Raw genomic sequence first — 24008 nt, 5'->3', positions numbered from 1 at the left:
CTGGCTAAAACCCCTCAACGCCGAGGCGCGGAGACGCCGAGAAGCACAGAGGAAATCGGTGATGCTTTTTCTCTCTTCTTGATTTTTTCGGCGCCTCAGCGTCTCGGCGTTGAGGGGTTTTGACTTAGTCGCACTAAATCGCACTAAGGCGCACTGAGTCGCACTAACGAGTTAAGTGCGACTAGCCTTATCCGATTATCACAAGATGCATGGGAAATTCAGATTCTAGATTGAATAAATAATGAATACCGATTTAAAAAATAACGATGTTCAGCACTACATGCAGACACTCGGCCAACAAGCCCGTGCTGCTTCGCGTGCGATGGCTAAAGCCGATACGGCGACCAAAAATAAGGCGCTGTTGGCTATCGCCCGTGCCATTCGGGGTGAGGCGGCAAGTTTGCGTGCGGCGAATGAATTGGATTTAGTCGCAGCAAAAAATGCCGGCATGGAAGCGGCCATGCTCGATCGTTTGAGCTTGAGCGAGAAAGCGATCGAGACGATGGCCTTAGGTCTAGAGCAAATCGCGGCTTTGCCCGATCCGATTGGCGAGATCTCAAATATGAAATACCGTCCTTCGGGGATTCAAGTCGGACAAATGCGGGTGCCGCTTGGCGTCATTGGCATCATTTACGAAGCGCGTCCGAATGTGACAGTCGATGCAGCAGGGCTGTGTATTAAGAGTGGGAATGCGACGATTCTACGTGGTGGTTCTGAAGCGATTCACTGTAATCGTGCCTTAGCAGCTTTAGTGAAGCAGGGCTTACAAGAAGCGGGTTTGCCTGAGCAAGCGGTGCAAGTTGTCGATACCACCGACCGTGCCGCCGTCGGCGCCTTGATTACAATGCCGCAGTATGTTGATGTCATCGTGCCACGCGGTGGTAAGGGCTTGATCGAACGATTAATGCGCGAAGCAACCGTGCCCATGATTAAGCATCTGGATGGTATATGCCACGTCTATATCGACGACCGAGCCGATCTTGAAAAAGCGATCGCGATTGGTTTTAACGCCAAATGTCATCGCTATGGTACCTGCAATACCATGGAGACCCTGTTGGTGGCGGAACGCGTCGCTGATCAAATCTTGCCGCTGTTGGCGGTGGAGTATTTGAAAGAGCAAGTGCAACTGCGTTGTGATTCGACGGCCTATGCCATTTTGCAAGATTATCCGTATCTGGCAAGAGCCGATGAGAACGATTGGAGCACCGAGTATCTCGCACCGATTTTGGCCGTCAAAGTGGTTGGCGATATGGACGAGGCGATCGCACACATCAATCAGTATTCGTCCAAGCATACTGAGGCGATCATTACCGAAGACTATAGTCGCGCGATGGCGTTCTTGCGAGAAGTCGATTCTGCCTCAGTGATGGTGAATGCTTCGACACGTTTTGCGGATGGCTTTGAATATGGTTTAGGCGCGGAAATCGGTATCTCTAATGATAAACTGCATGCACGCGGCCCCGTTGGCTTGGAAGGATTGACTTCTTTGAAATACGTGGTGTTTGGTCATGGCGAGGTTCGCGCTTGATTGCATTGGGCTAAGCAAGATCAATAAGCAAGCTAAGTGAGGAGAAATAGATTTAGCTAAAGCTTCAATAACAATTGGAAAAAAGAACATGTATCTCTATATCAAAGCGTTTCATATTGTGTTTATTGCGTCTTGGTTCGCAGGCTTGTTTTATTTGCCGCGCATCTTTGTTAATTTGGCGATGGAAACCCAAGCAGCAAGTACTGAGCGTTTGATTTTGATGGCGCGAAAACTGTATCGTTTTATGACCATCTTAGCGGTACCAGCTTTGGGTTTAGGACTTTGGATGTGGTTGGGTTACGGTGTTGGTCAAGGTCCTGGTAGTGGCTGGATGCACGCTAAGCTCAGTATCGTCATTTTGCTGATAGGCTACCATCACGCTTGCGGCAGTATTCTCAAAAAGTTTGAAAACGGACACAATAAACGCAGCCATAAATGGTTCCGCGTCTTTAATGAAATACCGGTGTTGATGATGATCGTGGCAGTGATTTTGGTGGTCGTTAAACCGTTCTAATGTAAATCTAGATCAACAATGATGGGTTGTGCAGCGGACTCATCAAAGTAAGTGAAGAAATGAAGTAATTGAGGTAAGCGAAGTTAATTAGCTTCAATCAGCTTCAATGGTTCAAAAGTTGTCGCTCGATGCGACAGCAACATAGCCTTGTCGGCGCAGTGCCGATGAGTTACACAAACACGATGGAAAAAAGGTTCTCCATGAAACACTCTTATTTTTGCCCATGCCCACGCGGCTTAGAAACTGCGCTCGCTGAAGAAATCGCCGAGATCGCGATCAACACGGGTTCCACTACACTGAAAGTACACAACCAAGTTCCCGGTGGCGTTCATTGCTCCGGCGAGCTCAGCGATGTGTATCGTTTGAATTTGCACTCGCGTATCGCTTCTCGCGTCTTAATGCGTATGGCTCAGCGCGGCTATAAAAACGAAAACGATATTTATGACCTCACCTTAGAACAGGCGTGGGAAGACTGGTTCACTTATCATCATACGATTCGGGTCGACGTGACGGCAGTGAAATCACCGCTCAAGAGTTTGGAATTTATTACACTGAAGATTAAAGACGCCGTGTGTGATCGTTTCCGCGATCAATTTACACAGCGTCCATCAGTCGATACGCGTACGCCGGATATGCGTATTGTCGGCTTCCTCGACGCGCACAACTACACGATTTACCTCGATACGTCGGGTGAGTCTTTGTTCAAACGTGGCTGGCGTGCCGAAACCGGCGATGCACCCCTACGCGAAAATTTGGCAGCAGGCCTGTTGCGCACAACCGGTTGGAAACCAGGCACGCCGCTGCTCGATCCTATGTGTGGATCTGGCACGATTTTGGTCGAAGCAGCACAAATGTTAGCCGGCATCCCGCCCGGCATGCAGCGTGATTTTGCTTTCGAAAAATTCGCAGATTTTGATGAGAAAGAATGGCAGCAAATCAAAGCCGCTGTGCGTCCGAATCCGATTCCTGCAGAGCCAACCATCTTTGGTAGCGATATCTCGGGCGACATGGTTGTGATGACGCGCAACAACCTGCAAAAAGCGGGCATCACTTTCGAAGTGCCACTGAAACAGATTGAAGCGCAAGAAATCAAAGTGCCAACGCAAACAGCAGGGGTCTTGATCACCAATCCTCCTTACGGCGAACGTATCGGCGTGCGTGGTGATCATCGCTTCGAACCGGACGAATTGGCGAAGGAATTTTTTGCCGCATTCAGCGGAACCTTGAAGCAAAGATTCGCAGGGTGGAGCGTATTCCTGTTCACAGCAGACCTCAGCTTACCTAAGCTCCTGCGCCTCAAAGAGTCACGCAAAACACCATTCTTCAACGGTGCACTGGAATGTCGTTTATTCCGTTTTGATATGGTGGCAGGTTTTAATCGTCGTGAGGCGGCTAAGCCTAAGGAAGCAGAATAAGTATAAATCTGTACATTACCTTGTGCGTTGAAAAATGATGGTTTTCTGAAAAAGGAGTGATGGATGCGTTTCGTGATCTTTTTAGTAGCTTTGTTGGCGACAACGAATTGGGCGTTTGCCCAGGAACTAGGAAAAGATTCTCGTTTGCTGATGGCGGGTACAGCGAACTTGAAAATCGCTAATGATCGTGCAGTCATTCTTTTTAGTGTGACTGAAGAAGGGAAAGACAAGGAGCTCGTCATATCAAACGTCAACAAAAAAGCGAAGGATGTGCTAGAACGACTGAAAGCGAACTATCGTGAAGTCGAAGTTAGTACGCCAACTTATTACGTTGAGTCGATTTATGAAGAGCAAGAGACACAGATCTCACAAAGTAGGAAATCTGTGAAGAGTCAAAGGATAGGTTGGAAAGCAAGTCAAAACATTGAACTTCGTACCACCGCCTTGCACGTTTTGCCAAAGCTAATTGCGGATTTTCAAAAGACCGTGGAGTTGGAAAGCTTGCGTTTTGAGTTGTCTGAGGCGACGAAGAAGCGAGCTGAAAAAGATCGATTGGAGGCGGCTTATCGAAATCTATTTGAACGGATGGAGATGGTCGCGCAAATTATGGGTAAGAAGCCGTCAGACTTTCAGTTAGATTCTGTCGACTTCGACGGCATAGAGAGTGGCAGTGGTCGTTATCAAACGGTGCAGGCGAGCGGTTCAAGCCTTGGACGCTCAGGCTCCCGAAATGTCGAGCCAAACTTCGAACCAGGAGTCAGCACCGTACAAGCTCGCGTCGAAGCGCGAATTCGAATCAAGTGAATTGAGAATCAGGTGCGGCGAGCGGGGCACATATCCTCGTTCAAATAGGCACGGCCTTTTTTGCGCATCTAATATATTCTCAGTTAAACATCTTTTCCGTAGCGATGTTGAGGACTAGGCGACAGCAACGCGCCTTCAGAAAAGACAAGCGCGTTGCCCGGAGTTTCAGCTACTCATTAAGCTACTCACTAAGCTATTCATCAAGCTACTTAATAAGCACTCACTTAAGGTGAATTGTTTTACTCAGTTTTCCACCTTTGATGCTGTCGTAGTTGACTGTCACATGATCCGACTCAGTTTCAACTAAGAAGTAGAGGATGGTGTTGCCGAAACCCGGTACGCCGCTGACCATGAGGCGTTCTGGGCGGTGGGATTGTAGATCAATTTGATCATTAAACTGATTGCGTACAATCCCACTCGAAAGCACTTTGCCGCCATTAATCGTTGCCAGATCTAAACGATGCAATTTGTTGGCGATGACAATGCTTGGGATACTTGGAATTGCGCGCTCATTGATGATTGGCACTTCAATTTGCCAGGTGCGGTTCCCCACCTTTTTGACATTAGCATCGAGGAAGCTGAGTTTAGGAACATTCATCGCATTAAACAGCACAAACGCCGCATTGCGATGGGTTTCTTCTTCAAGCATCCAACCCTCGGGCATACGACCCGTATCTTGACGCCAGCCGCCAATTTCGATGGTGCCGAACTGAGGGTGTTTGAATTCTTTGAACGGAATGAACTGGCGCCCAAAACTCAACATGTCATTCCATTTCATGGCGTCGAAGCCTTTTGGTTCGGTGCTTGGTGGACGAACAGGGTCACCCACTTTCTGCGGTGGTTCATAGCGGATGATATTGTTATCGTCCATCACGCGTCCAAACAATTCAGGTACAAAACCGAAAGCGCCGACGATGCCATAGAAGTGATCTGTAGTGCTGCCATAGGCAGTGTAGAGATCTCGCCATGTAATCATGTAGCGATAGCCAGGCATCATTTTTTCACCCTCACGTCCGAGATAATCGAAAGTGCGATTGTCTTGTGCGCTGACTGGCGTTTGAGTTGGTGACCCAGGGCCACGCAAAATCATACGACCTGAATTATGAAAACTAATTACGCTTGAAACTTCAAGATGATCAAGGGCCCAATTTGCGATGCTGCGTGTTTCTGGAATTTGTAAAGGGTAATCCGTAGCGCCGTTCTGAATATAACGTGGAGCCCAGTCATAGCCCCAGGTACGGTTGGGATCGGCATATCCAACACTGTCTTCGCCGATAAGGCCATCACCATCTTGATCAATGCCTTCTTGTCCCAGTAACAAATAGTCTCCTAATTCACCCGGTTCCAAGGGGAGCAAGACCCTCGAATCTTTGGGATCTAATTTGCGATTGCCCAGGCCGAGCGGTACTTTTTTGCGCATCGTTGTGATGACGCCGTCTTTGTTGATGTCCATAGGACCATCTTCATCAATCCGCCCATCGCGGTCGTCGTCGAATGGCCATGGCGACGAGCGCGGATAACTTGCCGTCGATGGCTCATCGAACCATTTCGCGCGACTATCGGGGCTCACGCTTGGCACGAAGTACAGCGTAGAACGATCTACCGTTTCGGTAATCTTGTCGAGCTTGCCGTAATTTTTAAGAATGTAGTCGATGGTGTATAACACCGTGTCAGCCGCTTGCGCTTCGTTTGCGTGAATCGCGCCATCTATATAGCTTGCAGGTTTATCACCTGCCTTACCGGTCTTTTCGTTATTGATGGTCAGCATCCACATGTCTGTTCCCGCTGCCGTTTTACCTAGACTTTTGACACTAACAAGATGAGGGTAAGCGGCCGCATAGGCTTTCATGTACTCCACGATTTCTTTGTTGTGGTGAACACGATTAAAGTGCGGTTGCGGTGGTTTTACATCGGCTGCATGAACGACCGTAATGCTTGTTGCAAACATCAACGTGGCGGACGCCACGCCCAAGCAAACTGGCTTTAAGCGAAATGGAGTCGTTTTATTCATCATTTTGTGCTCCTAAAGTAATTGTGCGAACTACGCGTCCGGACTGACGACTCCAGAGCGCAATCTCAACCGTCGATCCCTTGGCGCCTTTGACTAGCCATTCGTTCTTGATCGTCATGGATGGATCGAGTCGCTCGGATGTGGCAGCGCGATTCAATGTCAGACTATCGACTCCTTTACCCAAGCGCATTTCGAGTCGTACGGGAATCTTGTTTCGCATTTTGGCCGCGAGTTTAGTGTGGCTTGGGAAGTCTCCCTGAAGACCACCCACGGCGCTGATTTGCCAAATGTCATTGCCCTTAGAAGTAAGTTTGGTCTCAAGCAGTTCAAGTTGACCTAATTTTTCTGCCCACGAGATGATTTGTTCATTATGGACTTTAATCGGTCCTGCTAAGTCTTTATACATTGGAGCATATTCGGCGTAAGGATCAATCCCTCCAACTTCTGCTTCTACACCATTAGATAGCTTTACTTTCTTCCACGGCATGATGGCGCTAGGATTTGACTCGGTGAGATAAGCGAGTAAATCGCGTTCAGGATCAGCCGCTGTTTTCTTATCTCCGGCCGTATTGCCACTGGCTGCGGTTGCTGCGTTTTTCTGCGCTGGTGCGCCCCACACATCGAGTTCTATGGTTTGTACGCCATAGTGAAAGTACAGCCAATTCGCAAAACTACCTTTACCTGTTTGGCGTGCACTGCGTTTGGTATCGACACCGGCTTGTTCTAAGGATTTTTTGTAAGGGTCTGCCAGATTCGACAGGATCTTGAGATCGTCGGCTTCGAGCTTATTGGCTTCTGCCGCTGGTGTCGCACCCGGCGGCGTGATGCGATCGAAACCAGTCGGTGCCGCAAGCAGCTGGTTCGCTGGTCCAAATACGACGGCCATAGCGACATTAGGGCGCGCAATCAATGCATCCATGATCGCTTTAGTCTCAGGTGCTTGGCTTGGCCAACGTCCGGCGTCACTGTCAGCGACAGGAAAACCCGCCGCAAAGTTTCGATCGGGCATAATGCCGCCGCTACTATCTTCGTTATACAGGCCATCGCGATCGTCATCTTTCCCTTCTAGATAGACGCGGTAGTTGCCTCGTTCTCCCTTTGCGGGATCGGCTTTGATCATGCGGCGTGGATCTTTCGGATCGATAATCATATCGCCAGCGGGATCTTTGATACGCATAGTGCTAATGACGCCATTACCGTCTAAGTCATCAGGGCCATCTTCACCAACCAAGCCATCGAGATCGTGATCGATTTTCCCATCATTGCGTGCACGGAGTTGGCGTGGCGTTTGAAATAGCCCTGCATGTGCATCGGGATTGAGGACTGGTGCGATATAAATTGTGCGCTTGCTCAAGAGTTCCTGAATTTTCTTTTCTTCAGAGTTCGCGAGAGTTTGCAGCAAATTCATGGCTGCTTCACTGCCAGCATGGTGAAAACCCGCCATATTGGCGCCGACAAAAAGGGCTGGTCGATGCTCGGGTTTGGTCGCACCGGCTTGTTGTAGCGTGATGAAGTAAATGTTTTTGCCACCAGCACTTTTACCAATGCTGCTTAATTGAACTCGCTGAGGATGCTGCTTGGCGAGATTTTGAAGCTCGTTCTCAATTTGCTCGAAGCTACGATATTGTTGGTCTGCAGCTTCACTGTTTGCCATGAAGCACAAGCTCACGCTAGTGATTGCAAACAGTTGTTTGATATTGCGGTTGAGTAGATTGGTTTTGATTCGTATGCACTTGCTCATGTCACCCTCCAAGTAGATGGGCGCTTTGACTGAATTATTAAAGTTAAGTTCACAAATTTTGGAATAAGCGCATCAGGAAAATCACGAAGATATCGCGTAATAAGCATTGCTTTGTTTTCCCAATTTACCCTTCTGAGGTGGTGGCGCAAGATATTTCCATTTTACTAATTCAAGCGCTTTAGCCAGCCGCATTAAAGCGTTTTGGCGTATCCTATTGCTTTCCTAAAAGCACTATTACCCTGTCGATTTGTATCGCCATACTTTTGGATTTGAGCGTTCAATGAATCAGTTGGACGACTTTGCCAAACAATTTCCATCATACGACTTGTTTTTCTTTTGAATTTATTATGACTCTCGCAGCAAGACCTCAACTTACCGATTCGCAATTGATCCGTGAAGATGCCCTGATCGCTAATCAATGGTGCAAAGCAGAGCGCCGTTTCCCTGTTCATAATCCAGCTACTGGCGCTTTGTTAGCCGAAGTCAGTAATCTCGATACTTCCCATGCTCAAGAGGCAATCGCTGCGGCTCAAGATGCTTTGCCAGCATGGTCCGGATTGACAGGGAAAGAACGAGCAGCCGTATTGCGTAAGTGGTTTGATTTAATTGTTGCCAATGCCGATGACCTCGCGGCGATTATGACGGCCGAACAGGGCAAGCCTTTGACTGAGGCCAAGGGAGAAGTGTTGTACGGTGCCAGTTTTGTTGAATGGTTTGCCGAGGAGGCGAAGCGTGTTTCCGGTGATGTGCTGGCCTCGACTTGGGTTGATAAGCGCACCATGGTTTTGAAGCAGCCGATTGGTGTCTGTGCGGCGATCACACCATGGAATTTTCCATTAGCGATGATCACACGCAAAGTCGCCCCCGCCTTGGCAGCGGGCTGCACGATCGTGATTAAGCCAGCCGAACAAACACCACTATCGGCATTAGCATTGGCCGAATTAGCGATGCGTGCCGGCATGCCAGCCGGTGTGTTAAATGTGATCACAGGCGACGCCGAGCAATCAATTGTATTGGGGCGAGTTTTGTGCGGTAGTTCAGTGGTGCGGCATCTCTCTTTCACAGGCTCGACACCGGTTGGACGGATTCTGATGCAGCAGTGCGCACCAACTTTAAAAAAGCTGGCATTGGAGTTGGGTGGACATGCACCTTTCATCGTCTTTGATGATGCCGATGTAGATGCCGCTGTGGAAGGTGCACTGCAGTCGAAATTTCGCAATGCAGGGCAAACCTGTGTTTGTACGAATCGCTTTTATGTCCACACCTCGGTCTATGAAGAATTCTTGGCGAAGTTTGCGGTGGCGATTAAGAAAGTGGTGGTTGGTGATGGCACTCAACCAGGCGTGCGCCAAGGCCCCTTGATCGACCAACAAGCGATCAGCAAAGTGAACGCACATGTTGGTGATGCTATCGAACGTGGTGCGCGTTTAATCTCCGGCGGCAAAGCCCATGAAAAGGGTGGTTTATTTTTTGAACCAACCATTGTCGCCGATGTCCACCATGAGATGCTCGTGATGCGCGAAGAGACCTTTGGCCCCTTAGCAGCTGTGATGCCTTTTACTTCCGAAGAAGAAGTCATTGCAGCGGCAAATGATACGGATTTTGGATTGGCTGCGTACTTCTATGCGCGTGACATCGGTCGCGTGTGGCGCGTTGCCGAAAAGTTGGAATACGGTATGGTTGGCGTGAATACTGGTTTGATCGCGAATGAAGTGACGCCGTTTGGTGGCGTGAAACAGTCGGGTTTGGGGCGCGAGGGGTCTAAATATGGGATGGATGAATACTTAGAACAAAAATACGTCTGTCTCGCGCTTTAAATTCAATTCTAGGGCGCATTACGGCGTTGCAAATGCGCGCAATACTGGTGTATTGCTGTGCTTTGCGCCTTGTACTGCATCCCTAGAATTGAATTTAAAGGTGTTGGTGGAATTCTTGGGGCGCATTACGGCGTTGGCTGTCCTCGCAATACTGATGTATTGCTGCGGGAGCCGCCTTGTACTGCATCCCTAGAATTGAATTTAAAGGTGTTGGTGGAATTCTTGGGACGCATTTCGGCGTTGGCTTTCCTCGCAATACTGGTGTATTTCTGCGGGAGCCGCCTTGTACTGCATCCCTATAATTGAATTTAAAGATGGTGATGAAGATTGGTTGATTGCATGCGGCGTTTGTTGCCCTCGCGATACTGCGTAGTCCTGCGTTAGGCACTTTCTGATTCATCGCTGTGATTGAAGTTGTTGTTGATTCCTGTTGGAACACATACCGTGTTGTTCCAATTTTGGTTTCGAAGTTTTTGCTTGTATTTTTGAAAGTTTTCCATGCGGTCTACCACTACACTCAGCTTCACTGGCCTTGCTACTTTGCTGGCAGCCTTGTCGATGTTGGGGCCTTTTTCGATTGATACTTATTTGCCTGCGTTTGCTTCGATTCAATCGAGTTTGCATGCGAGTTCGATTGAGGTGCAGCAGACTTTGACAGCGTATATGTTGTCGTTCGCGGTGATGACTTTGTGGCATGGTGCGCTGTCTGATTCTTTTGGCCGCCGCAACGTGGTGTTGGTGGCTTTGATCGTGTTTGCGATTGGTTCTTTTGGTTGTGCTTCAGCGCATACCGTGCATTATTTGTGGGTGTTCCGCGTTATGCAAGGTGTGGCGGCTGGTGCGGGGATGGTGATCGGCCGCGCCATTGTGCGTGATCTGTATGAAGGGGCGCGCGCTGAAAAGTTACTCTCTCTTGTGACAATGATTTTTTCAATCGCACCAGCGATTGCTCCCATCGTCGGTGGTTGGGTGGTGACGCATTCTGATTGGCGTACGATTTTCTTGCTTTTGTTTTTCTACACTTTGGTGTTGCTGGTCGCGTGCTATCGCTACTTACCCGAGTCTTTGCCGGCAGAGAAGCGTCAAGCTTTCAATGTGCAGTTCTTGTGGGAGAGTTATCGTGATGTCTTTAAGTCTCCGCGTTTCTACTTTAAGGCGGGTACGATCGGTTGCAATTTTGCTGGTATTTTCTTGTTCATCTCGTCGGCACCAGCGTTTATTACGCAGCATCTGAAACTCGATGCGCAAAGTTTTGGTTGGCAATTCATTCCCATGGTCGGCGGCATTTTCTTGGGCTCCTTGGCGGCGAATCGATTTGCTGGACGCATGACGATTGCAAAACAAGTCGCGATAGGATTTTCATTCTTGATGAGTGCGGCAATAGTGAACGTGGTCTTCCATTATTTTTCTGCACCGATGTTGCCATGGTCGGTTGTACCATTGTTCTTTTATGCGTTCGGGATGTCGATTGTTTTTCCGGGGGCGACGTTGATGGTCCTCGAATTGTTTTCGCATATTCGCGGGATCGTGGCGTCTTGCCAATCAGCATCGGTTACCTTGCTGAGCGCACTCGTTGCAGGAACTTTGGCTCCTGCATTAGACCATTCCGTCTTAGCATTGGCACTCGGTCAACTTGGTTTTGCGACCTTGGCCTTGGTGCTTTGGTATAGCGGTCGATGGTATGCCAAGCGCGTTGAGAGGCCGCTTCCTGACTATGATAATTCGATTTAAGAGCACCGCAGTTTAATGGCTGTCCGAGCAGTGCAACTGTGAATTCTTAAGATCTCGATTCTCTCCAAATCAAAAAGTAACGCCCGCAATCGGATTGATTTTGCGGGCGTTTTGTTTTTGCCACAAATAAAAATGCATGGTCATGAAACTGTCATTTTTGATCTCTATACTGCGCGCTGTCGTTGAGAGTGAACTCGCACATTGAACCAATCAAAGCGAGTGAATCAACGCGATAAGAAAATGCGTTTGCAGAAGGCGAATGTGATTTTCTTGTCGAGCAATTTTAGACGACGCATTAACACTTTTCTTTTTTTAATTTGGATCTCACTATCATGAAAAAATCGATTCTTGCACTGGCACTCTTCGGTGCGTTTTCCGGCGTAGCAATGGCTCAATCTTCGGTCACAATTTACGGTATCGTTGATGCAGGCGTTGCTTACAAAGATGCTGGCGCAGGCAAAGTTACTTCCCTCGATAGCGGTTTGAACTCAACATCGCGTTTGGGTTTCAAAGGCACTGAAGCTTTAGGCGGTGGTTTGAAAGCTAACTTCAATTTGGAAATGGGTTTGAAGGCAGATACCGGTGCCAATGATGCAGCGTTGTTCGCACGTGGTGCATGGGTTGGTTTGTCCGGTGATGATTTTGGTCAAGTGAACTTGGGTCGTCATAAGTCATTAACATACATCTACGGCGCGGCGATTGATCCATTCATGGATGGCTTGCTTGGTAAGACAGATTTGATGTTTAAGATCAATAATGTGCGCGACAACTCTGTGACTTACATCTCTAACAGCATGTCTGGTTTCTCTGTAGCTGGTCAATACGGTTTCGGTGAGAAGGCTGGTAACGCAACAGCAAATCGCGTGACGAGTGTTGCGGCGAGCTATGTGAACGGCCCAATCAACGCGAATATCGTTTGGGATGAAACGAAAGATACAAACGGTAATTTAGCAGTTGGTGGCGAAAAATTGTTAGCTGGTGTGGCCTATGATTTCGGCGGTTTCAAAGTGCATGGCATGTACGAAGAAATCAAAGGTTCCGTGAGTTTGACTAACTTGGCGCAAACGAAAGAACAGTTGTATGTGATCGGTGCGACGATGAAAGAAGGTAATCACACTTTCATGGCAAGTTACACTGATTCCAAAGTGAAGACATCGGTCAATGCAGACTCTAACCGTTTCGCCTTGGGTTACACATACGACCTGTCCAAGCGTACCAATCTGTACACTTCTTTAGCTCGTGTTTCAAACGAAAAAGCAGTAAAGACTTTGGCAGATGTGAACGGCGCGACAGCACGTTTGTTTAACGTCGGTATTCGTCACAAGTTCTAATATCGCTGCGCGTCAGGATTGAACCGAAAGATCGGTTCAAATCTAACTTGTCAGCAAATGGCCGTTCTTCACAGGACGGCCTTTTTGTTTTTTTGTCGCGAAGTTTCGTGAAATTGTGAATGAAGTGTAAAAGCGCTTGATTGGCATTTGCGCTAGACTACAATGCTGAGGTAACAATTGTTCTGCTTATTGTAGTTTGATACAAGTGAGGTCAATCATGAAAAAGTTTCTATTTGCCGCTGGTCTGATCGGTATGTCTATTAACTTCGCCTACGCTGGTGACAGCAAAGTCAATTGGGGAAACTTGGATAAATTCACGGATGTGCAAGAAGGCCGAGATCAACGCGAGTATTTTAGAGAGAATCTCAAAAAAGAGTTTTCGGAAATTTTTAATGGGCTCGCGAAAAAACTTCCAGAAGGCTATACGCTGACTGTGAACGTCAATGACCTTGACTTGGCTGGTGATATCAGACCGAGTATTTCATATTGGCAAATTCGCATCATGACCACGATTTATTGGCCACGTATGAGCTTTGATTACGAATTGAAGAATGATAAAAATGAAGTAGTAGCCAGCGGTAAGGAAGAGCTGCGCGACATGGATTACTTGAATCGTATTCGCATTCCTTCGGGGCGGACACAGTTCGAATACGAAGAAAAAATGATTCAAGATTGGTTTCGTCACCAATATGCAGTGGGTAATTTCCCGAGCCGTGATGTAAAGGCCGTCGCTGGAAATCATTAGAGTCTCAACTCGCTGCAATTTGCAATTGTGGCAAGCTGTGACGGATGCACGAGTCACTTTTGCTGTGCCAGTTCTAAAGATTTGGTTCATGGCAATCAATTGCTAATCTTTCCTAAAGGCGCGTAAAATGGCGCCTTTATTTCTTTTTGCCGTCGCTACTTGAGCCAATTTCGTTGAATTTTCAAAAATTCAATATGCGAAAAAGTTCCTTAGCAAGCAAATACCCATCATTGGGTTCAACACATTTATCCATCCATGTCAGACAAACCAGAGCAAGAGGCGCCAATCGACGCGCCACGTAAACCTATGTTTTACGATCCTACCGAGCATCGCATCCGCAGTTTTGTGACGCGCGCTGGTCGTTTATCCGATGCCCAAGCGAAAGCGATTGAGGAACTTGGACCGCAGTTCATGATCCCTTATGAAAAGCAAGAACTCGATCTTCACGCCACTTTTGGACGTGAAGCACCGACGATTTTTGAAATCGGTTTTGGCATGGGCGAAACAAGTGCCAAGATTTCTGCCCTGATGCCAGAGAAAAATTTCATCGGCGTTGAGGTGCATACACCCGGGGTTGGTAGTTTGTTGAAATTGGTGGGGGCGGCTGGTTTATCAAACCAACGAATCATTCAACACGATGCTTACGAAGTTTTGGTGAATATGATTGCGCCAGAGTCATTGGCGGGTGTACATGTATTCTTCCCAGATCCTTGGCATAAAGCGCGTCACAACAAACGGCGTCTGATTCAAGGGCCGTTAGTCGCATTGTTGAGTTCTCGATTGAAAAAGGGTGGCTACATTCATTGCGCCACCGATTGGGAAGATTATGCGGTGCAAATGCTGGAAGTCCTCAGCGCTGAACCGAGCCTACGAAACACAGCTGAAGGTTATGCCCCACGACCAGATTATCGACCCGTGACGAAGTTCGAAAATCGTGGTTTGAAATTGGGGCATGGTGTTTGGGATTTGGTGTTCGAGAAACAATAGTTCTGTCCTTAGCGAGGTGGTAGAAATCGTAATTCCGAAAGGCATAATTCCGATTGAATTGATACATTGAATGCCAAGGAGAGTTACACTCGCTTGGTAATTCGATGAGTCATTGTCCCTCATTGAGCCTCGATGTCATGTGCTTGTCATCGAGGCTTTTTACAATCTGCTGTATATGGCAGATCATTCCCTTCAAAAGAAAAAAATCCTGATTCTCAGCGTGTCCGCTGGCGCTGGTCATGGTCGTGCGGCTGAAGCATTGCGCACGCGAGCGATGCTTGATTATCCAGATTCGATCGTACAGCACGTCGATGTTATGGATTTCGCGAGCCTCGCTTTCCGCAAGGTCTATACCGACTTTTACCTGCATCTGGTGAATAAAGCTCCCAACCTGTGGGGCTACCTATACAACTACAGCAATGATGCCAAGCCAGATAGTAGTCTGGAAAAAATGCGTCGAGCAATTGAAAAATGGAATGCCAAGTCGCTGCTTCAATTCATTCAAGATTTTTCTCCCTCCGCAATTATCTGCACGCATTTTTTGCCGGCTGAAATCCTATCGCGTCTACATGCCAGTGCTGAAATCGCATATCCAACGTGGGTTCAGGTCACCGATTTTGATTTGCATCGCATGTGGGTTCATCCTCACATGCAGGGTTATTTTGCAGCGAACGAAGAGGTTGCTTTTCGCATGCGAGGACAAGGACTGATGGCGAGCACGATTCGGGTCACGGGAATTCCTATCATGCCAAGTTTTGCCAAGGCGCCAGCACGAGAGGTCTGTGCGGCTGAGCTCGGATGTGATCCGACTTGCTTGACCTTGATGTTGATGAGTGGCGGTTCCGGCGTCGGTGATATGGCCACCCTTGCGGAGCGTATTTTGTCGATGGAGATTGATGGCAAACAATCTGATTTCCAAATGATTGTTCTGACTGGCAAAAATCAAGTAGCGTATCAACGTCTTTTAGACTTACAGTCGAGGTATTGCAAGCGGCTTTATCCGATCGGATTTAGTACCCAGGTCGAGCGTTTGATGGCCTGTGCAGATTTGATTGTTACCAAGCCCGGTGGTCTCACAACTTCCGAGTGTTTGGCAATGGGGCTTCCGATGATTGTGAACGCGCCGATTCCTGGTCAAGAAGAACGTAATGCAGACTATGTGGTGGAACATGGTGCTGCGTTAAAGGCAGTCGACGAAGTGGCTTTGCTGTACCGTATTCAGCACTTGATGTCACGGCGCGATCATCTCGATATGATGCGAACACGAGCGCTGCAAATTGCTCGCCCGAACGCGGCAGCGGATGTGATGCACACGGTGATGGATTTTCTTACTCAGTAAGCTGGTTTCAATTCGCACGAACCTTTATTCTATTTTCATGCGTAGTCTTCATCGTCAACAATAGGTAAGGGGGGCATGTCCTTGAAATCCCAGCATCGTTTCTTGATTCATTTTCTGTGGGTTGCTGTGATGGCGATCTTTCTCGCTGAGGTCGAAATCCAAATCGAGGGTGACGCTGGATGGGCCAGCAGTTTGCCGACCTGGAGAGTAGAGCAGCACTGGTTGCTCGATGTGTTCTGGGGTGGCCGAGCGATGACCGGTTATCACGCTTGGATGTTTCCATTCATTGCCATGGTGTTTCATCTTCCTCTGTTTTTCTTACAGCGTTGGACTTTACGCTGGCAAGCGCGTTGCCTTGCTTCGATTATGCAATTTTGGATCATCGAGGATTTTCTGTGGTTCATTCTGAACCCTGCATTTGGTTGGGCAGGTTTTAACCCGACCGATGCCGCTTGGCATAAACACTGGGCAATGGGAGCACCGATTGAATATTGGCTGTTCTCGCTCATCGCCTTTTCTTTGTACGGCTATTCCTTCCGCATTTTTCGAAAACCTACCATATCCACCAAAACACCCATCTAGTGTTCTTGTATCGATCTTTTTCAAAAAAAGGACTTGCAATCGCATTTTTAGTGTATTACTATATTCATACAGTAGTTAATACACCTAGTGATGAAGTAATACAGTTGTTAGACGCGTGGCTGCTCGATTCTGGCAAAAAAGGCAGGTAATTTTGGTCGAATTGATTGAATGAGGCCGATAGAGCAATTGCCCATTTGCTACCTGTAGTGGTGTATTACTTCAATCATGATTGCGGAGTTTACTTTCCCATTTCGCTTGGCCCGCGAAGAAAGAAAGCGGCTTCATTTATTGAGAGAGACATGAGTTTATCGCGCGATTTACCTGCTGATATTTTCCACATCGCTACCGGCAGTAGCGACCCAATCTATCGTCAGATGATAGAGCAAGTGCGTCGTTTGGTGATTGGTGGTCAGATTAGTGCTGGTGACAGCATGCCCTCAGTTCGCGAAGTTGCTGGCAGTCTCGGCGTGAACCCAATGACGGTCTCCAAGGCATACAGCATGCTGGAGTCTGAAGGCTTGTTGGAGCGTCGACGTGGGATGGGGATGATCGTATCGTCCATGCATTCGGGGAATCGGGGCGATCAGCAAAGTGAAGCCAAACTTGAATTGTTAAAACCCAGCTTGCAAAAGCTCGCGCAAGAGGCAAAACAGTTGCAGTTAGACCCAGAGCCGGTCATCGAATTATTTTCAAATTTGCTCAAGAAGAAAGATTGATTTTTTAGTGTAGAAGCTGCGATCTGTAATGGCGAACCTGTGTTTGCTGATTCTGTCAGATCGTTTTTTTGAATCGAATACATTGCAAGGATTGAATTATGAAATACATACAGAATTTCTTCATTACGATTGCTCAGATTATTACCTTGGGTTTTCTTAATCATTTCGTCGTTTTGAGTGATGCGATTGCACAGACGGCACCAGCACCATCGAAACAGGCAGTCGCCAACGAGGTCGCTACCAAAGGATTGCTGTTTGAAGTCAAATCAGGTCAAAACGTCGCGTACTTATTTGGTTCTATTCATATCGCTAAGGCAGACTATTACCCAATGTCGAAGAAAGTAGAAGATGCCTATAACGGGGCGGATATTGTTGCAGTCGAGGCAGATACATCCGATCCAAGTAGCATGCAAGCGTTGATGCCGAAGTTAAGTTATGCCGCGCCCGATAAACTACAAAATCATCTCAAGCCAGAAACTTGGTCCAATGTACAAGCTGTGTTTGGTCCTGCTGCTGAACAAATGCAAGGCTTTAAACCATTTGTTTTGAGCTCAGCCGTATCACTGCAAGTGGGGATGCAGATGGGTTTCGATCCATCCCAAGGGATTGATTTGCATTACATCAATCGTGCCAAAAAAGATAAAAAAAGCTTGATCGAACTTGAGGGCGCTGAATACCAAGTCAACTTGGTGAGCAGTCTAAACGATCAGGAAGGTGATGCCATGATCGCTTCCTTGTTGAGTTCGATGAAGACGGGCGAGTTGCCACAGGAACTGACCAAGATTTCCAATGCATGGAAAGCCGGTGATGCTGAAACGATTGCGCAATTGTTCGCTGATGCAGCGAAAAAGGATGAAGGTTCTCGCAAAATGATGAAGCTCTTGATGGACGATCGCAATGTCTTGATGGCTAAGAAAGTAAGCGACTTGATGGCCAGCGGCAAAAAACTTTTTGTGGTGGTTGGTGCAGGTCATTTGGCTGGTGAAAAGAGTGTGGTTGAGCTCTTGCAAAAACAGGGTATGACAGTCACTCGCATTCGTTGATCGGCGATTAGATCAAAACCCTGATCGTAGCTTTAAAAGAATATTTCAAACAATTAATGATGTGCCGTCTGTTATTGCCGACGGCCACATCGTGGGAATGAGCATGGATTCACCAATTTCAATTCATCATTTGTCGAAATCATTTGGTACGCAGAATGTGCTTTCTGATCTTGACTGGAACATCGAAGCGGGCAGTATCGTTGGTTTGTTGGGACGTAATGGTGCTGGGAAAACGACCTTGATTGAATCCATGTTGGGTTTGCGAGAATGTGAGCGTGGCGAAGTACATCTGTTCGGCGAATCGATTAAACAGTTGTCGAGCGAGACGAAAGCAAGAATCGGTTACGTTCAACAGAGTGCTGAGTTGTTTGAGTGGCTGACGCCGCGTCAAATGCTGCGTTACTTCAAAGCTTTATATCCATGCTGGAACGATGCAAAAGTCGAGGCACTGATGCAACGCTGGGATCTACCTTACGATAAGGTGATCAGTAAGTTCTCAGGTGGACAGAAACAGCGATTGGCGATTATTCGGGCGCTTGCCCATGAACCTGAATTGCTCATTCTTGATGAGCCTGTCGCCAGTTTGGATCCTGCGGGACGACGTGATTTTTTGCGTGAGATTGTGGACAGTGTGATCGATAAAAACACGACGATCGTGTTCTCCACTCATATTTTGTCGGACCTCGAACGGGTGGCGATGAAGGTGGCGTTCTTAGCCGGTGGTCGCATCGTACATGAACAAGCGCTGGATGACCTGATGGAAATTAGCTTACAGGTCACAGGGCCAGCATCTGTGCTCAGTCAACTGCAGCCGACTAAGGTATTGCAACGAAGCGCTCTGCAAGACGGAAACGATCGTTTGTTGGGGCAATGGACTTCTTCACAAATGCAGGAACTGGCCACTCGCAGTGACCTACGCGTTGAGAAGTTGAGTTTGGAAGATCTTTTTATTGAGATGACCAAATGAAGCAGATTTTAAACATTTGGATGCAGCCGATTTATTCTCGGATCAATTTGCACAGTAGTCGTTTTCTGATTGGTCTCTTGATCGGGATTCCAATTTTGTCGCAACTTGTGCTTTTTGCTCTCAGCATATTTGGTAAGAAACCAATTGAAGCGATGATTTACCTTCTAGTGCTGGGTGGCTCAATTGCCTTCTTACTGGCGATTCTCTTGTATGCCTGGTTTATCTTATTGGTCATGAACATGGGCCTTCAGTATTCACCAGCGAATGCTAAATTGGTGCCGAACCTAAAAAGCAAAATGCAATTGGCATTGGGTTTGCCGATGTTCACGATTGCCTTGCTCGCGACGGTTCTATTCTCCGTCATCAACAAACAAGTCGATGGACTGCCATTTTTTACAGTAATCGTCTTCATGACGTTTTTCGTTTTGACAGCAAAAAATCCGTGGGCAATTGTCCCCTTTGTTTTGTCGTTTCAATTGCCGTTGCTCTTGAAGAATTCAGGCGTGATGAATCCTCTTTATTTTGTGGAGGCGTCGATTGGTTTGTCTGTCACGGCGCAGTATTTCATATTTGGCTTAATCATCTTGTTCGGCCTATTAGCTTGGTTTTTCTCAATGAATACTGAGGCACATTTCAAGATGTACCAACGCTGCAAAAATTTACAGGCAGGCGCGCAAATCTACAATCCAAAAGAGAATCAGTTCACACTGGGTCTAGGCGTTATTTATTTTAGATTGATGCAATGGCAGTTGTCGAAGTTCATGCAAAAACGCGAGGAGCGCGATGGGCATGATCTCAGTATCTATGTGTTCGGTCCCAAAACACACTGGAGCACGATGTTGCTACAGACAGTCGCTATGGTTGTGAGCGCTGCTTTCTTCTTGGTGGTGATGGATATTGTCGCGGCCAAGAAAAGCGATTTTTGGCAGGGATTTGGACTTGGATTTGGCGGTGTATTCGGCGGCATATTCTTGATCGCGATGCCACTGATTTATCTAGTTCAAATCTTTTATGCGATGCATAAAACTAGCAAAGAGCAGGGCTTACTTTGTTTGGCGCCGTCCGTTGGATCCCGAGCGATCGTTGATGCGACCTTGATGTCCTACATTTTGCGTCAGTTTCTCATTATGTACGGTATTGCTGCGCTTACGTTTTCGGCTTTGATTTTTGCGATCGGAAGTTTAGAGATCAAGGGTGTAGCCATGATTTTATTTCTGGCTTTTCTGCAGCCCTGTGCACTTGCGCTTGCCGCTCAGCATTCGCATCTGCGCGCTGCCAATGACTCAAGCCTCGCAAAATGGTGCGCAATTGCGGCAGGAGGTTTCATTCTATGTTTTGCCAGCTTTTTGTTTGTCAGTTTTCAGATCGTGTTTGTGTACTTTGCAGTGGTTTCTTTTGCCACCATTGTTGAATACCGACGCCGTTTAAACAAACTCAAAGCGGTTAACATCTTCCCAGTCGGGGCAGCTTTGTAAGCGATCAGAAAAACTCCGCGATTAAGCTGATCAGTTCGTCGCCATAACTTTCTAATTTCTTGGCGCCGACGCCACTCACGCCTCGTAGATCCTCAAGGCTACGAGGCTTGGCCCGGGCGATTTCACGTAAAGTGCTATCGTGGAAAATAATGAAGGCCGCGGTATTGTGGGCTTTCGCCGTCTCCACACGCCACCAACGCAGGCGCTCAAAAATCTTCTGCTCGAGATCATCCAACTGTGTTTCAACAAAATCTTTGGCGGATTGTCGCTTATGTTTGACGGCTTTTTCTGCCTTCTTGTATTGTCGAAGCTGCACTTTGGTTTCGCCGCGCAGGACGGCACGAGAGGCTTCGGTGAGTTTGAGCGAGCTGTAGTTTTCGTAATCGACTTCAACTAAACCTAAAGCAATCAGTTGGCGTAATAGTGCGCGCCATTCGGCTTCACTTTTTTCAGAGCCAATCCCAAAAGTTGATAGCTGATCGTGGCGCCATTGTTTGACGCGGTCAGTATCAATGCCGCGCAACACGTCGACCACGTGACCCGCAGCAAAACGTTGATCAACGCGATAAATCGTCGAAAGAATTTTTTGTGCGGCGACTGTGCCGTCGAATGAGATTGGTGGCGAGAGGCAGGTATCGCAATTACCGCAGGCTTGTGAAGTTTGTCCAAAATAATCGAGAATATGAACGCGACGGCAGTTTAGTGTCTCACATAGACCAAGCATGGCTTCTAACTTGGCGCTTTGGATGCGTTTGTAGGCTTCGTTTGCTTCTGATTCATCGATCATGCGGCGTTGCTGTACCACATCTTGTAGGCCATAGGCCATCCAAGCATTTGCAGTCGCACCGTCGCGACCGGCACGACCGGTTTCTTGATAATAGCCTTCGATACTCTTAGGCAGATCGAGATGCGCCACGAAGCGTACATCGGGTTTGTCGATTCCCATGCCGAAGGCGATCGTAGCAGTCATGACGATACCATCTTCACGCAGAAAGCGCGCTTGATTGCGATAGCGTTCTGATTGTTCCATGCCAGCGTGATAGGGCAGTGCATTAATCCCATTTTCATTGAGAAATTCGGCAACCTCTTCCACCTTTTTGCGCGACAAACAATACACAATGCCAGCATCGCCACTATGTTGTGCTTGGATGAAATCGAGTAGTTGTTTTTTGCCGTTGGCTTTTTCTACAATTTGGTAGCGAATATTGGGACGATCGAACGAAGAAACGAACTGATACGCATCTTCTAACTGCAAACGATGAATAATTTCATCGCGAGTTTGCTGGTCTGCGGTCGCGGTTAAGGCAATGCGGGGCACTTCGGGGAAACGCTCGTGTAAGACCGAGAGTTTGATGTATTCAGGACGAAAATCGTGTCCCCATTGTGAAACGCAATGGGCTTCATCAATCGCAAACAAGGCCAGTGGTGTGATGGTGAGAAGCTCTAAACAACGTTGCGTCATTAAGCGTTCAGGCGCGATATACACGAGGTCGAGTTCACCCTCACGCATTAACTTTTCTATGCGCAGAGTCTCTTCAAAAGTCTGCGTGGAATTGAGAAATGCCGCGCGTACGCCGACTTCAGCAAGGGCATCGACTTGGTCTTGCATCAGTGCGATTAAGGGGGAAACTACGACGCCAACCCCGTGCCGTATCAAGGCAGGAATCTGATAGCACAATGATTTGCCGCCACCTGTTGGCATCAACACTAATGCATCACCACCCTTGACCACATGGTCCACAATTTGCGCCTGTTGTGCGCGAAAAGCAGGATAGCCGAAGATGCTTTGCAGTAAATGCAAAGCATAATCTTGTGAGCTCTGTGTCGGTTCTTGCGTATTCAAATTGCAGGCCAAGTTTCTTAGATTTGAATCATTTTTTTACTCGGTCCAACTGATCCAGCCCAATTGCCAAGTGACCAGAATCATGATGCCGAAGGCAATCCGATACCATGCAAAAATCGTGAAGGTATGGGTGCTGATGTAGCGAAGTAACCAGCGCACGCAGAAGAAAGCTGAGATGAAGGCCGTGATGGTGCCGAGCCCAAACATCGGTACATCGCTCATGCTGAGTAAGTCACGCGCTTTATAGAGTGAGTAAGCGGTCGCGCCAAATAAAGTTGGAATCGCGAGAAAAAAGGAGAACTCGGTCGCTGCCTTGCGAGACATGCCAAACAACATTGCGCCGATGATAGTTGCACCTGAGCGCGATGTGCCAGGGATAAGACCGAAAGCTTGTGCGAGCCCAACTTTGATAGCATCGAGATTACTCATGTCGTCGACCGATTCAATGCGTACAACATGGGATTGAGTTGTCTGTCGTTTCTCGACTATGAGAATAATGAACCCGCCGATGATGAATGCTAAGGCGACAGGTATTGGCGCGAATAAATAGGCTTTGATGTTCTTAATGAATAAGAAGCCCAAGATCGCTGCTGGGAGGAATCCAATGGTTACATTGATAGCGAGTCTGCGCGCTACGGGATTGTCGACCAAGCCACTCAATACGGATTTGATCTTGGCGCGATATTCCCAGCACACGGCAAGAATGGCTCCAGCTTGGATGGCAATCTCGAATACTTTGGCTTTTTCGCCGGAAAAATCCAAGAGACTACCGGTTAGAATAAGATGACCAGTTGATGAGATCGGAAGGAATTCAGTGAGTCCTTCAACGATGCCCATGATGATGATCTTGAAGGCTAGAGCGAGATCCATATTGTTGTAAGTGCCTAGGCAGTTAAATTAAATGAGATGGGGCCGATCTTGAATGTAAAAGCATTTTATTAATGAATTTGTTTTTCTCAGCCTCAAAATGCGAGGGCGAAGCTTAACATTCTTTGGCAGTGATTTGGCGTGAAATAGGAGTGAAACCTGTAGCGGCTTGCACCCATTATTGATCGAAGGTTCACGGTGTGGTGTATTTGATCGGAGCAGTTGCGTGTTCCAAATGAGATAGCCATGTAATCGCATATTCGCGCTCTGATCCACACATTTCCTCGCTGGCTTGAAGGCCTGAGCAACAACTGGGGCGCTCAGACTTACCGAAAATGGCGCATCGAAGATCATCGGTTAATTGAACACACGGTACGCCGGCTGGTTTGCCATTGGGCATACCAGGAATGGGCGTGGAAATAGAGGGTGCAATACAACAAGCGGCGCAAAGAGGACGGCATTCTTTCATACGGGGAATTGTACTACCTGGCTATGAACTGAGGCTATCGCAACAAGAACTGAAAAAGTTTGCGCTAGAACATAGGTTCGAAT

Annotated in this window: 20 protein-coding genes; 15 read left to right on the top strand and 5 right to left on the bottom strand. The window is 47.6% G+C overall.

All coding sequences use genetic code 11. The features are described from left to right. Nucleotides 1–241: 241 nt before the first annotated feature. From RF679_RS12270 to RF679_RS12255, 4 genes are all read left to right on the top strand, one after another. Complete coding sequence (locus RF679_RS12270) at nt 242–1528, top strand: glutamate-5-semialdehyde dehydrogenase (RefSeq protein ID WP_309480920.1); 1287 nt, start codon at nt 242–244, stop codon at nt 1526–1528. An 88-nt stretch (nt 1529–1616) separates the two neighbouring features. Further along, the gene (locus RF679_RS12265; RefSeq protein ID WP_309480919.1) at nt 1617–2042 is read left to right on the top strand and encodes a CopD family protein; all 426 of its coding nucleotides are present in this window, start codon (nt 1617–1619) and stop codon (nt 2040–2042) included. Between the two features lie 200 nt (nt 2043–2242). After that, a complete protein-coding gene (locus RF679_RS12260) occupies nt 2243–3457 on the top strand; it encodes a THUMP domain-containing class I SAM-dependent RNA methyltransferase (protein ID WP_373921677.1) in 1215 nt (404 codons plus the stop codon). Nucleotides 3458–3520: 63 nt separating this feature from the next. Next, nucleotides 3521–4261, top strand: coding sequence for an SIMPL domain-containing protein (locus tag RF679_RS12255; protein WP_309480918.1), 741 nt, complete (start codon nt 3521–3523; stop codon nt 4259–4261). A 220-nt stretch (nt 4262–4481) separates the two neighbouring features. On the opposite strand, the gene RF679_RS12250 is transcribed toward RF679_RS12255, so the two are convergent. Together RF679_RS12250 and RF679_RS12245 are read right to left on the bottom strand one after the other, a co-directional pair. After that, nucleotides 4482–6275, bottom strand: a complete 1794-nt coding sequence (locus RF679_RS12250) for a M14 family metallopeptidase (protein WP_309480917.1) — start codon at nt 6273–6275, stop codon at nt 4482–4484. Further along, on the bottom strand, nt 6265–8013 hold the full coding sequence (locus tag RF679_RS12245) for a M14 family metallopeptidase (RefSeq protein ID WP_309480916.1): 1749 nt from the start codon (nt 8011–8013) through the stop codon (nt 6265–6267). The genes RF679_RS12250 and RF679_RS12245 overlap by 11 nt, the downstream gene beginning before the upstream one ends. A gap of 347 nt (nt 8014–8360) precedes the next feature. On the opposite strand from RF679_RS12245, the gene RF679_RS12240 reads away from it, so the two are divergent. The 11 genes from RF679_RS12240 (at nt 8361) to RF679_RS12190 (ending at nt 20746) form a co-directional block, all read left to right on the top strand. Beyond that, nucleotides 8361–9830, top strand: a complete 1470-nt coding sequence (locus RF679_RS12240; RefSeq protein WP_309480915.1) for an NAD-dependent succinate-semialdehyde dehydrogenase — start codon at nt 8361–8363, stop codon at nt 9828–9830. Nucleotides 9831–10328: 498 nt separating this feature from the next. Beyond that, the gene (locus tag RF679_RS12235; RefSeq protein WP_309480914.1) at nt 10329–11561 is read left to right on the top strand and encodes a multidrug effflux MFS transporter; all 1233 of its coding nucleotides are present in this window, start codon (nt 10329–10331) and stop codon (nt 11559–11561) included. Nucleotides 11562–11893: 332 nt separating this feature from the next. Further along, nucleotides 11894–12892, top strand: coding sequence for a porin (locus tag RF679_RS12230; RefSeq protein WP_309480913.1), 999 nt, complete (start codon nt 11894–11896; stop codon nt 12890–12892). A gap of 217 nt (nt 12893–13109) precedes the next feature. Continuing rightward, nucleotides 13110–13637, top strand: coding sequence for a DUF3016 domain-containing protein (locus RF679_RS12225; RefSeq protein ID WP_309480912.1), 528 nt, complete (start codon nt 13110–13112; stop codon nt 13635–13637). Nucleotides 13638–13943: 306 nt separating this feature from the next. Continuing rightward, nucleotides 13944–14624, top strand: a complete 681-nt coding sequence (gene trmB, locus RF679_RS12220; RefSeq protein ID WP_373921777.1) for a tRNA (guanosine(46)-N7)-methyltransferase TrmB — start codon at nt 13944–13946, stop codon at nt 14622–14624. Between the two features lie 175 nt (nt 14625–14799). Then, complete coding sequence (locus tag RF679_RS12215; protein ID WP_309480910.1) at nt 14800–15963, top strand: MGDG synthase family glycosyltransferase; 1164 nt, start codon at nt 14800–14802, stop codon at nt 15961–15963. Nucleotides 15964–16038: 75 nt separating this feature from the next. Next, nucleotides 16039–16545 carry a hypothetical protein gene (locus tag RF679_RS12210; protein ID WP_309480909.1) on the top strand — a complete coding sequence of 169 codons (507 nt, stop codon included), beginning with the start codon at nt 16039–16041 and terminating at the stop codon, nt 16543–16545. 299 nt (nt 16546–16844) lie between these two features. After that, a complete protein-coding gene (locus tag RF679_RS12205) occupies nt 16845–17261 on the top strand; it encodes a GntR family transcriptional regulator (RefSeq protein WP_309480908.1) in 417 nt (138 codons plus the stop codon). A 98-nt stretch (nt 17262–17359) separates the two neighbouring features. Continuing rightward, a complete protein-coding gene (locus tag RF679_RS12200; RefSeq protein ID WP_309480907.1) occupies nt 17360–18304 on the top strand; it encodes a TraB/GumN family protein in 945 nt (314 codons plus the stop codon). 103 nt (nt 18305–18407) lie between these two features. Further along, nucleotides 18408–19271 (top strand): ABC transporter ATP-binding protein, encoded by an 864-nt coding sequence (locus RF679_RS12195; protein ID WP_309480906.1) that lies wholly within the window; start codon nt 18408–18410, stop codon nt 19269–19271. After that, nucleotides 19268–20746 (top strand): hypothetical protein, encoded by a 1479-nt coding sequence (locus RF679_RS12190; protein ID WP_309480905.1) that lies wholly within the window; start codon nt 19268–19270, stop codon nt 20744–20746. The genes RF679_RS12195 and RF679_RS12190 overlap by 4 nt, the downstream gene beginning before the upstream one ends. A gap of 4 nt (nt 20747–20750) precedes the next feature. Here the strand turns inward: RF679_RS12190 and recQ are convergent, their stop codons facing one another. The 3 genes from recQ to RF679_RS12175 form a co-directional block, all read right to left on the bottom strand. Further along, nucleotides 20751–22589 carry a DNA helicase RecQ gene (gene recQ / locus RF679_RS12185; protein WP_309480904.1) on the bottom strand — a complete coding sequence of 613 codons (1839 nt, stop codon included), beginning with the start codon at nt 22587–22589 and terminating at the stop codon, nt 20751–20753. 36 nt (nt 22590–22625) lie between these two features. Beyond that, nucleotides 22626–23459, bottom strand: coding sequence for an undecaprenyl-diphosphate phosphatase (locus RF679_RS12180; protein ID WP_309480903.1), 834 nt, complete (start codon nt 23457–23459; stop codon nt 22626–22628). 190 nt (nt 23460–23649) lie between these two features. After that, complete coding sequence (locus RF679_RS12175) at nt 23650–23925, bottom strand: YkgJ family cysteine cluster protein (RefSeq protein WP_309480902.1); 276 nt, start codon at nt 23923–23925, stop codon at nt 23650–23652. Nucleotides 23926–24008 lie beyond the last annotated feature (83 nt).

It is taken from the genome of Undibacterium cyanobacteriorum (genome assembly GCF_031326225.1).
Lineage (GTDB): Bacteria > Pseudomonadota > Gammaproteobacteria > Burkholderiales > Burkholderiaceae_D > Undibacterium > Undibacterium cyanobacteriorum.
Note: the sequence above shows the minus strand (reverse complement) of the source record. Positions and strands in the feature narration are given on the sequence as shown.

Excerpts from the sequence above, each read along its gene's own strand:
- RF679_RS12270 (WP_309480920.1), top strand. The coding sequence starts at position 242 with ATGAATACCGATTTAAAAAATAACGATGTTCAGCACTACATGCAGACA.
- RF679_RS12265 (WP_309480919.1), top strand. The coding sequence starts at position 1,617 with ATGTATCTCTATATCAAAGCGTTTCATATTGTGTTTATTGCGTCTTGG.
- RF679_RS12260 (WP_373921677.1), top strand. The coding sequence starts at position 2,243 with ATGAAACACTCTTATTTTTGCCCATGCCCACGCGGCTTAGAAACTGCG.
- RF679_RS12255 (WP_309480918.1), top strand. The coding sequence starts at position 3,521 with ATGCGTTTCGTGATCTTTTTAGTAGCTTTGTTGGCGACAACGAATTGG.
- RF679_RS12250 (WP_309480917.1), bottom strand. The coding sequence starts at position 6,275 with ATGATGAATAAAACGACTCCATTTCGCTTAAAGCCAGTTTGCTTGGGC.
- RF679_RS12245 (WP_309480916.1), bottom strand. The coding sequence starts at position 8,013 with ATGAGCAAGTGCATACGAATCAAAACCAATCTACTCAACCGCAATATC.
- RF679_RS12240 (WP_309480915.1), top strand. The coding sequence starts at position 8,361 with ATGACTCTCGCAGCAAGACCTCAACTTACCGATTCGCAATTGATCCGT.
- RF679_RS12235 (WP_309480914.1), top strand. The coding sequence starts at position 10,329 with ATGCGGTCTACCACTACACTCAGCTTCACTGGCCTTGCTACTTTGCTG.
- RF679_RS12230 (WP_309480913.1), top strand. The coding sequence starts at position 11,894 with ATGAAAAAATCGATTCTTGCACTGGCACTCTTCGGTGCGTTTTCCGGC.
- RF679_RS12225 (WP_309480912.1), top strand. The coding sequence starts at position 13,110 with ATGAAAAAGTTTCTATTTGCCGCTGGTCTGATCGGTATGTCTATTAAC.
- trmB (WP_373921777.1), top strand. The coding sequence starts at position 13,944 with ATGTTTTACGATCCTACCGAGCATCGCATCCGCAGTTTTGTGACGCGC.
- RF679_RS12215 (WP_309480910.1), top strand. The coding sequence starts at position 14,800 with ATGGCAGATCATTCCCTTCAAAAGAAAAAAATCCTGATTCTCAGCGTG.
- RF679_RS12210 (WP_309480909.1), top strand. The coding sequence starts at position 16,039 with ATGTCCTTGAAATCCCAGCATCGTTTCTTGATTCATTTTCTGTGGGTT.
- RF679_RS12205 (WP_309480908.1), top strand. The coding sequence starts at position 16,845 with ATGAGTTTATCGCGCGATTTACCTGCTGATATTTTCCACATCGCTACC.
- RF679_RS12200 (WP_309480907.1), top strand. The coding sequence starts at position 17,360 with ATGAAATACATACAGAATTTCTTCATTACGATTGCTCAGATTATTACC.
- RF679_RS12195 (WP_309480906.1), top strand. The coding sequence starts at position 18,408 with ATGGATTCACCAATTTCAATTCATCATTTGTCGAAATCATTTGGTACG.
- RF679_RS12190 (WP_309480905.1), top strand. The coding sequence starts at position 19,268 with ATGAAGCAGATTTTAAACATTTGGATGCAGCCGATTTATTCTCGGATC.
- RF679_RS12180 (WP_309480903.1), bottom strand. The coding sequence starts at position 23,459 with ATGGATCTCGCTCTAGCCTTCAAGATCATCATCATGGGCATCGTTGAA.
- RF679_RS12175 (WP_309480902.1), bottom strand. The coding sequence starts at position 23,925 with ATGAAAGAATGCCGTCCTCTTTGCGCCGCTTGTTGTATTGCACCCTCT.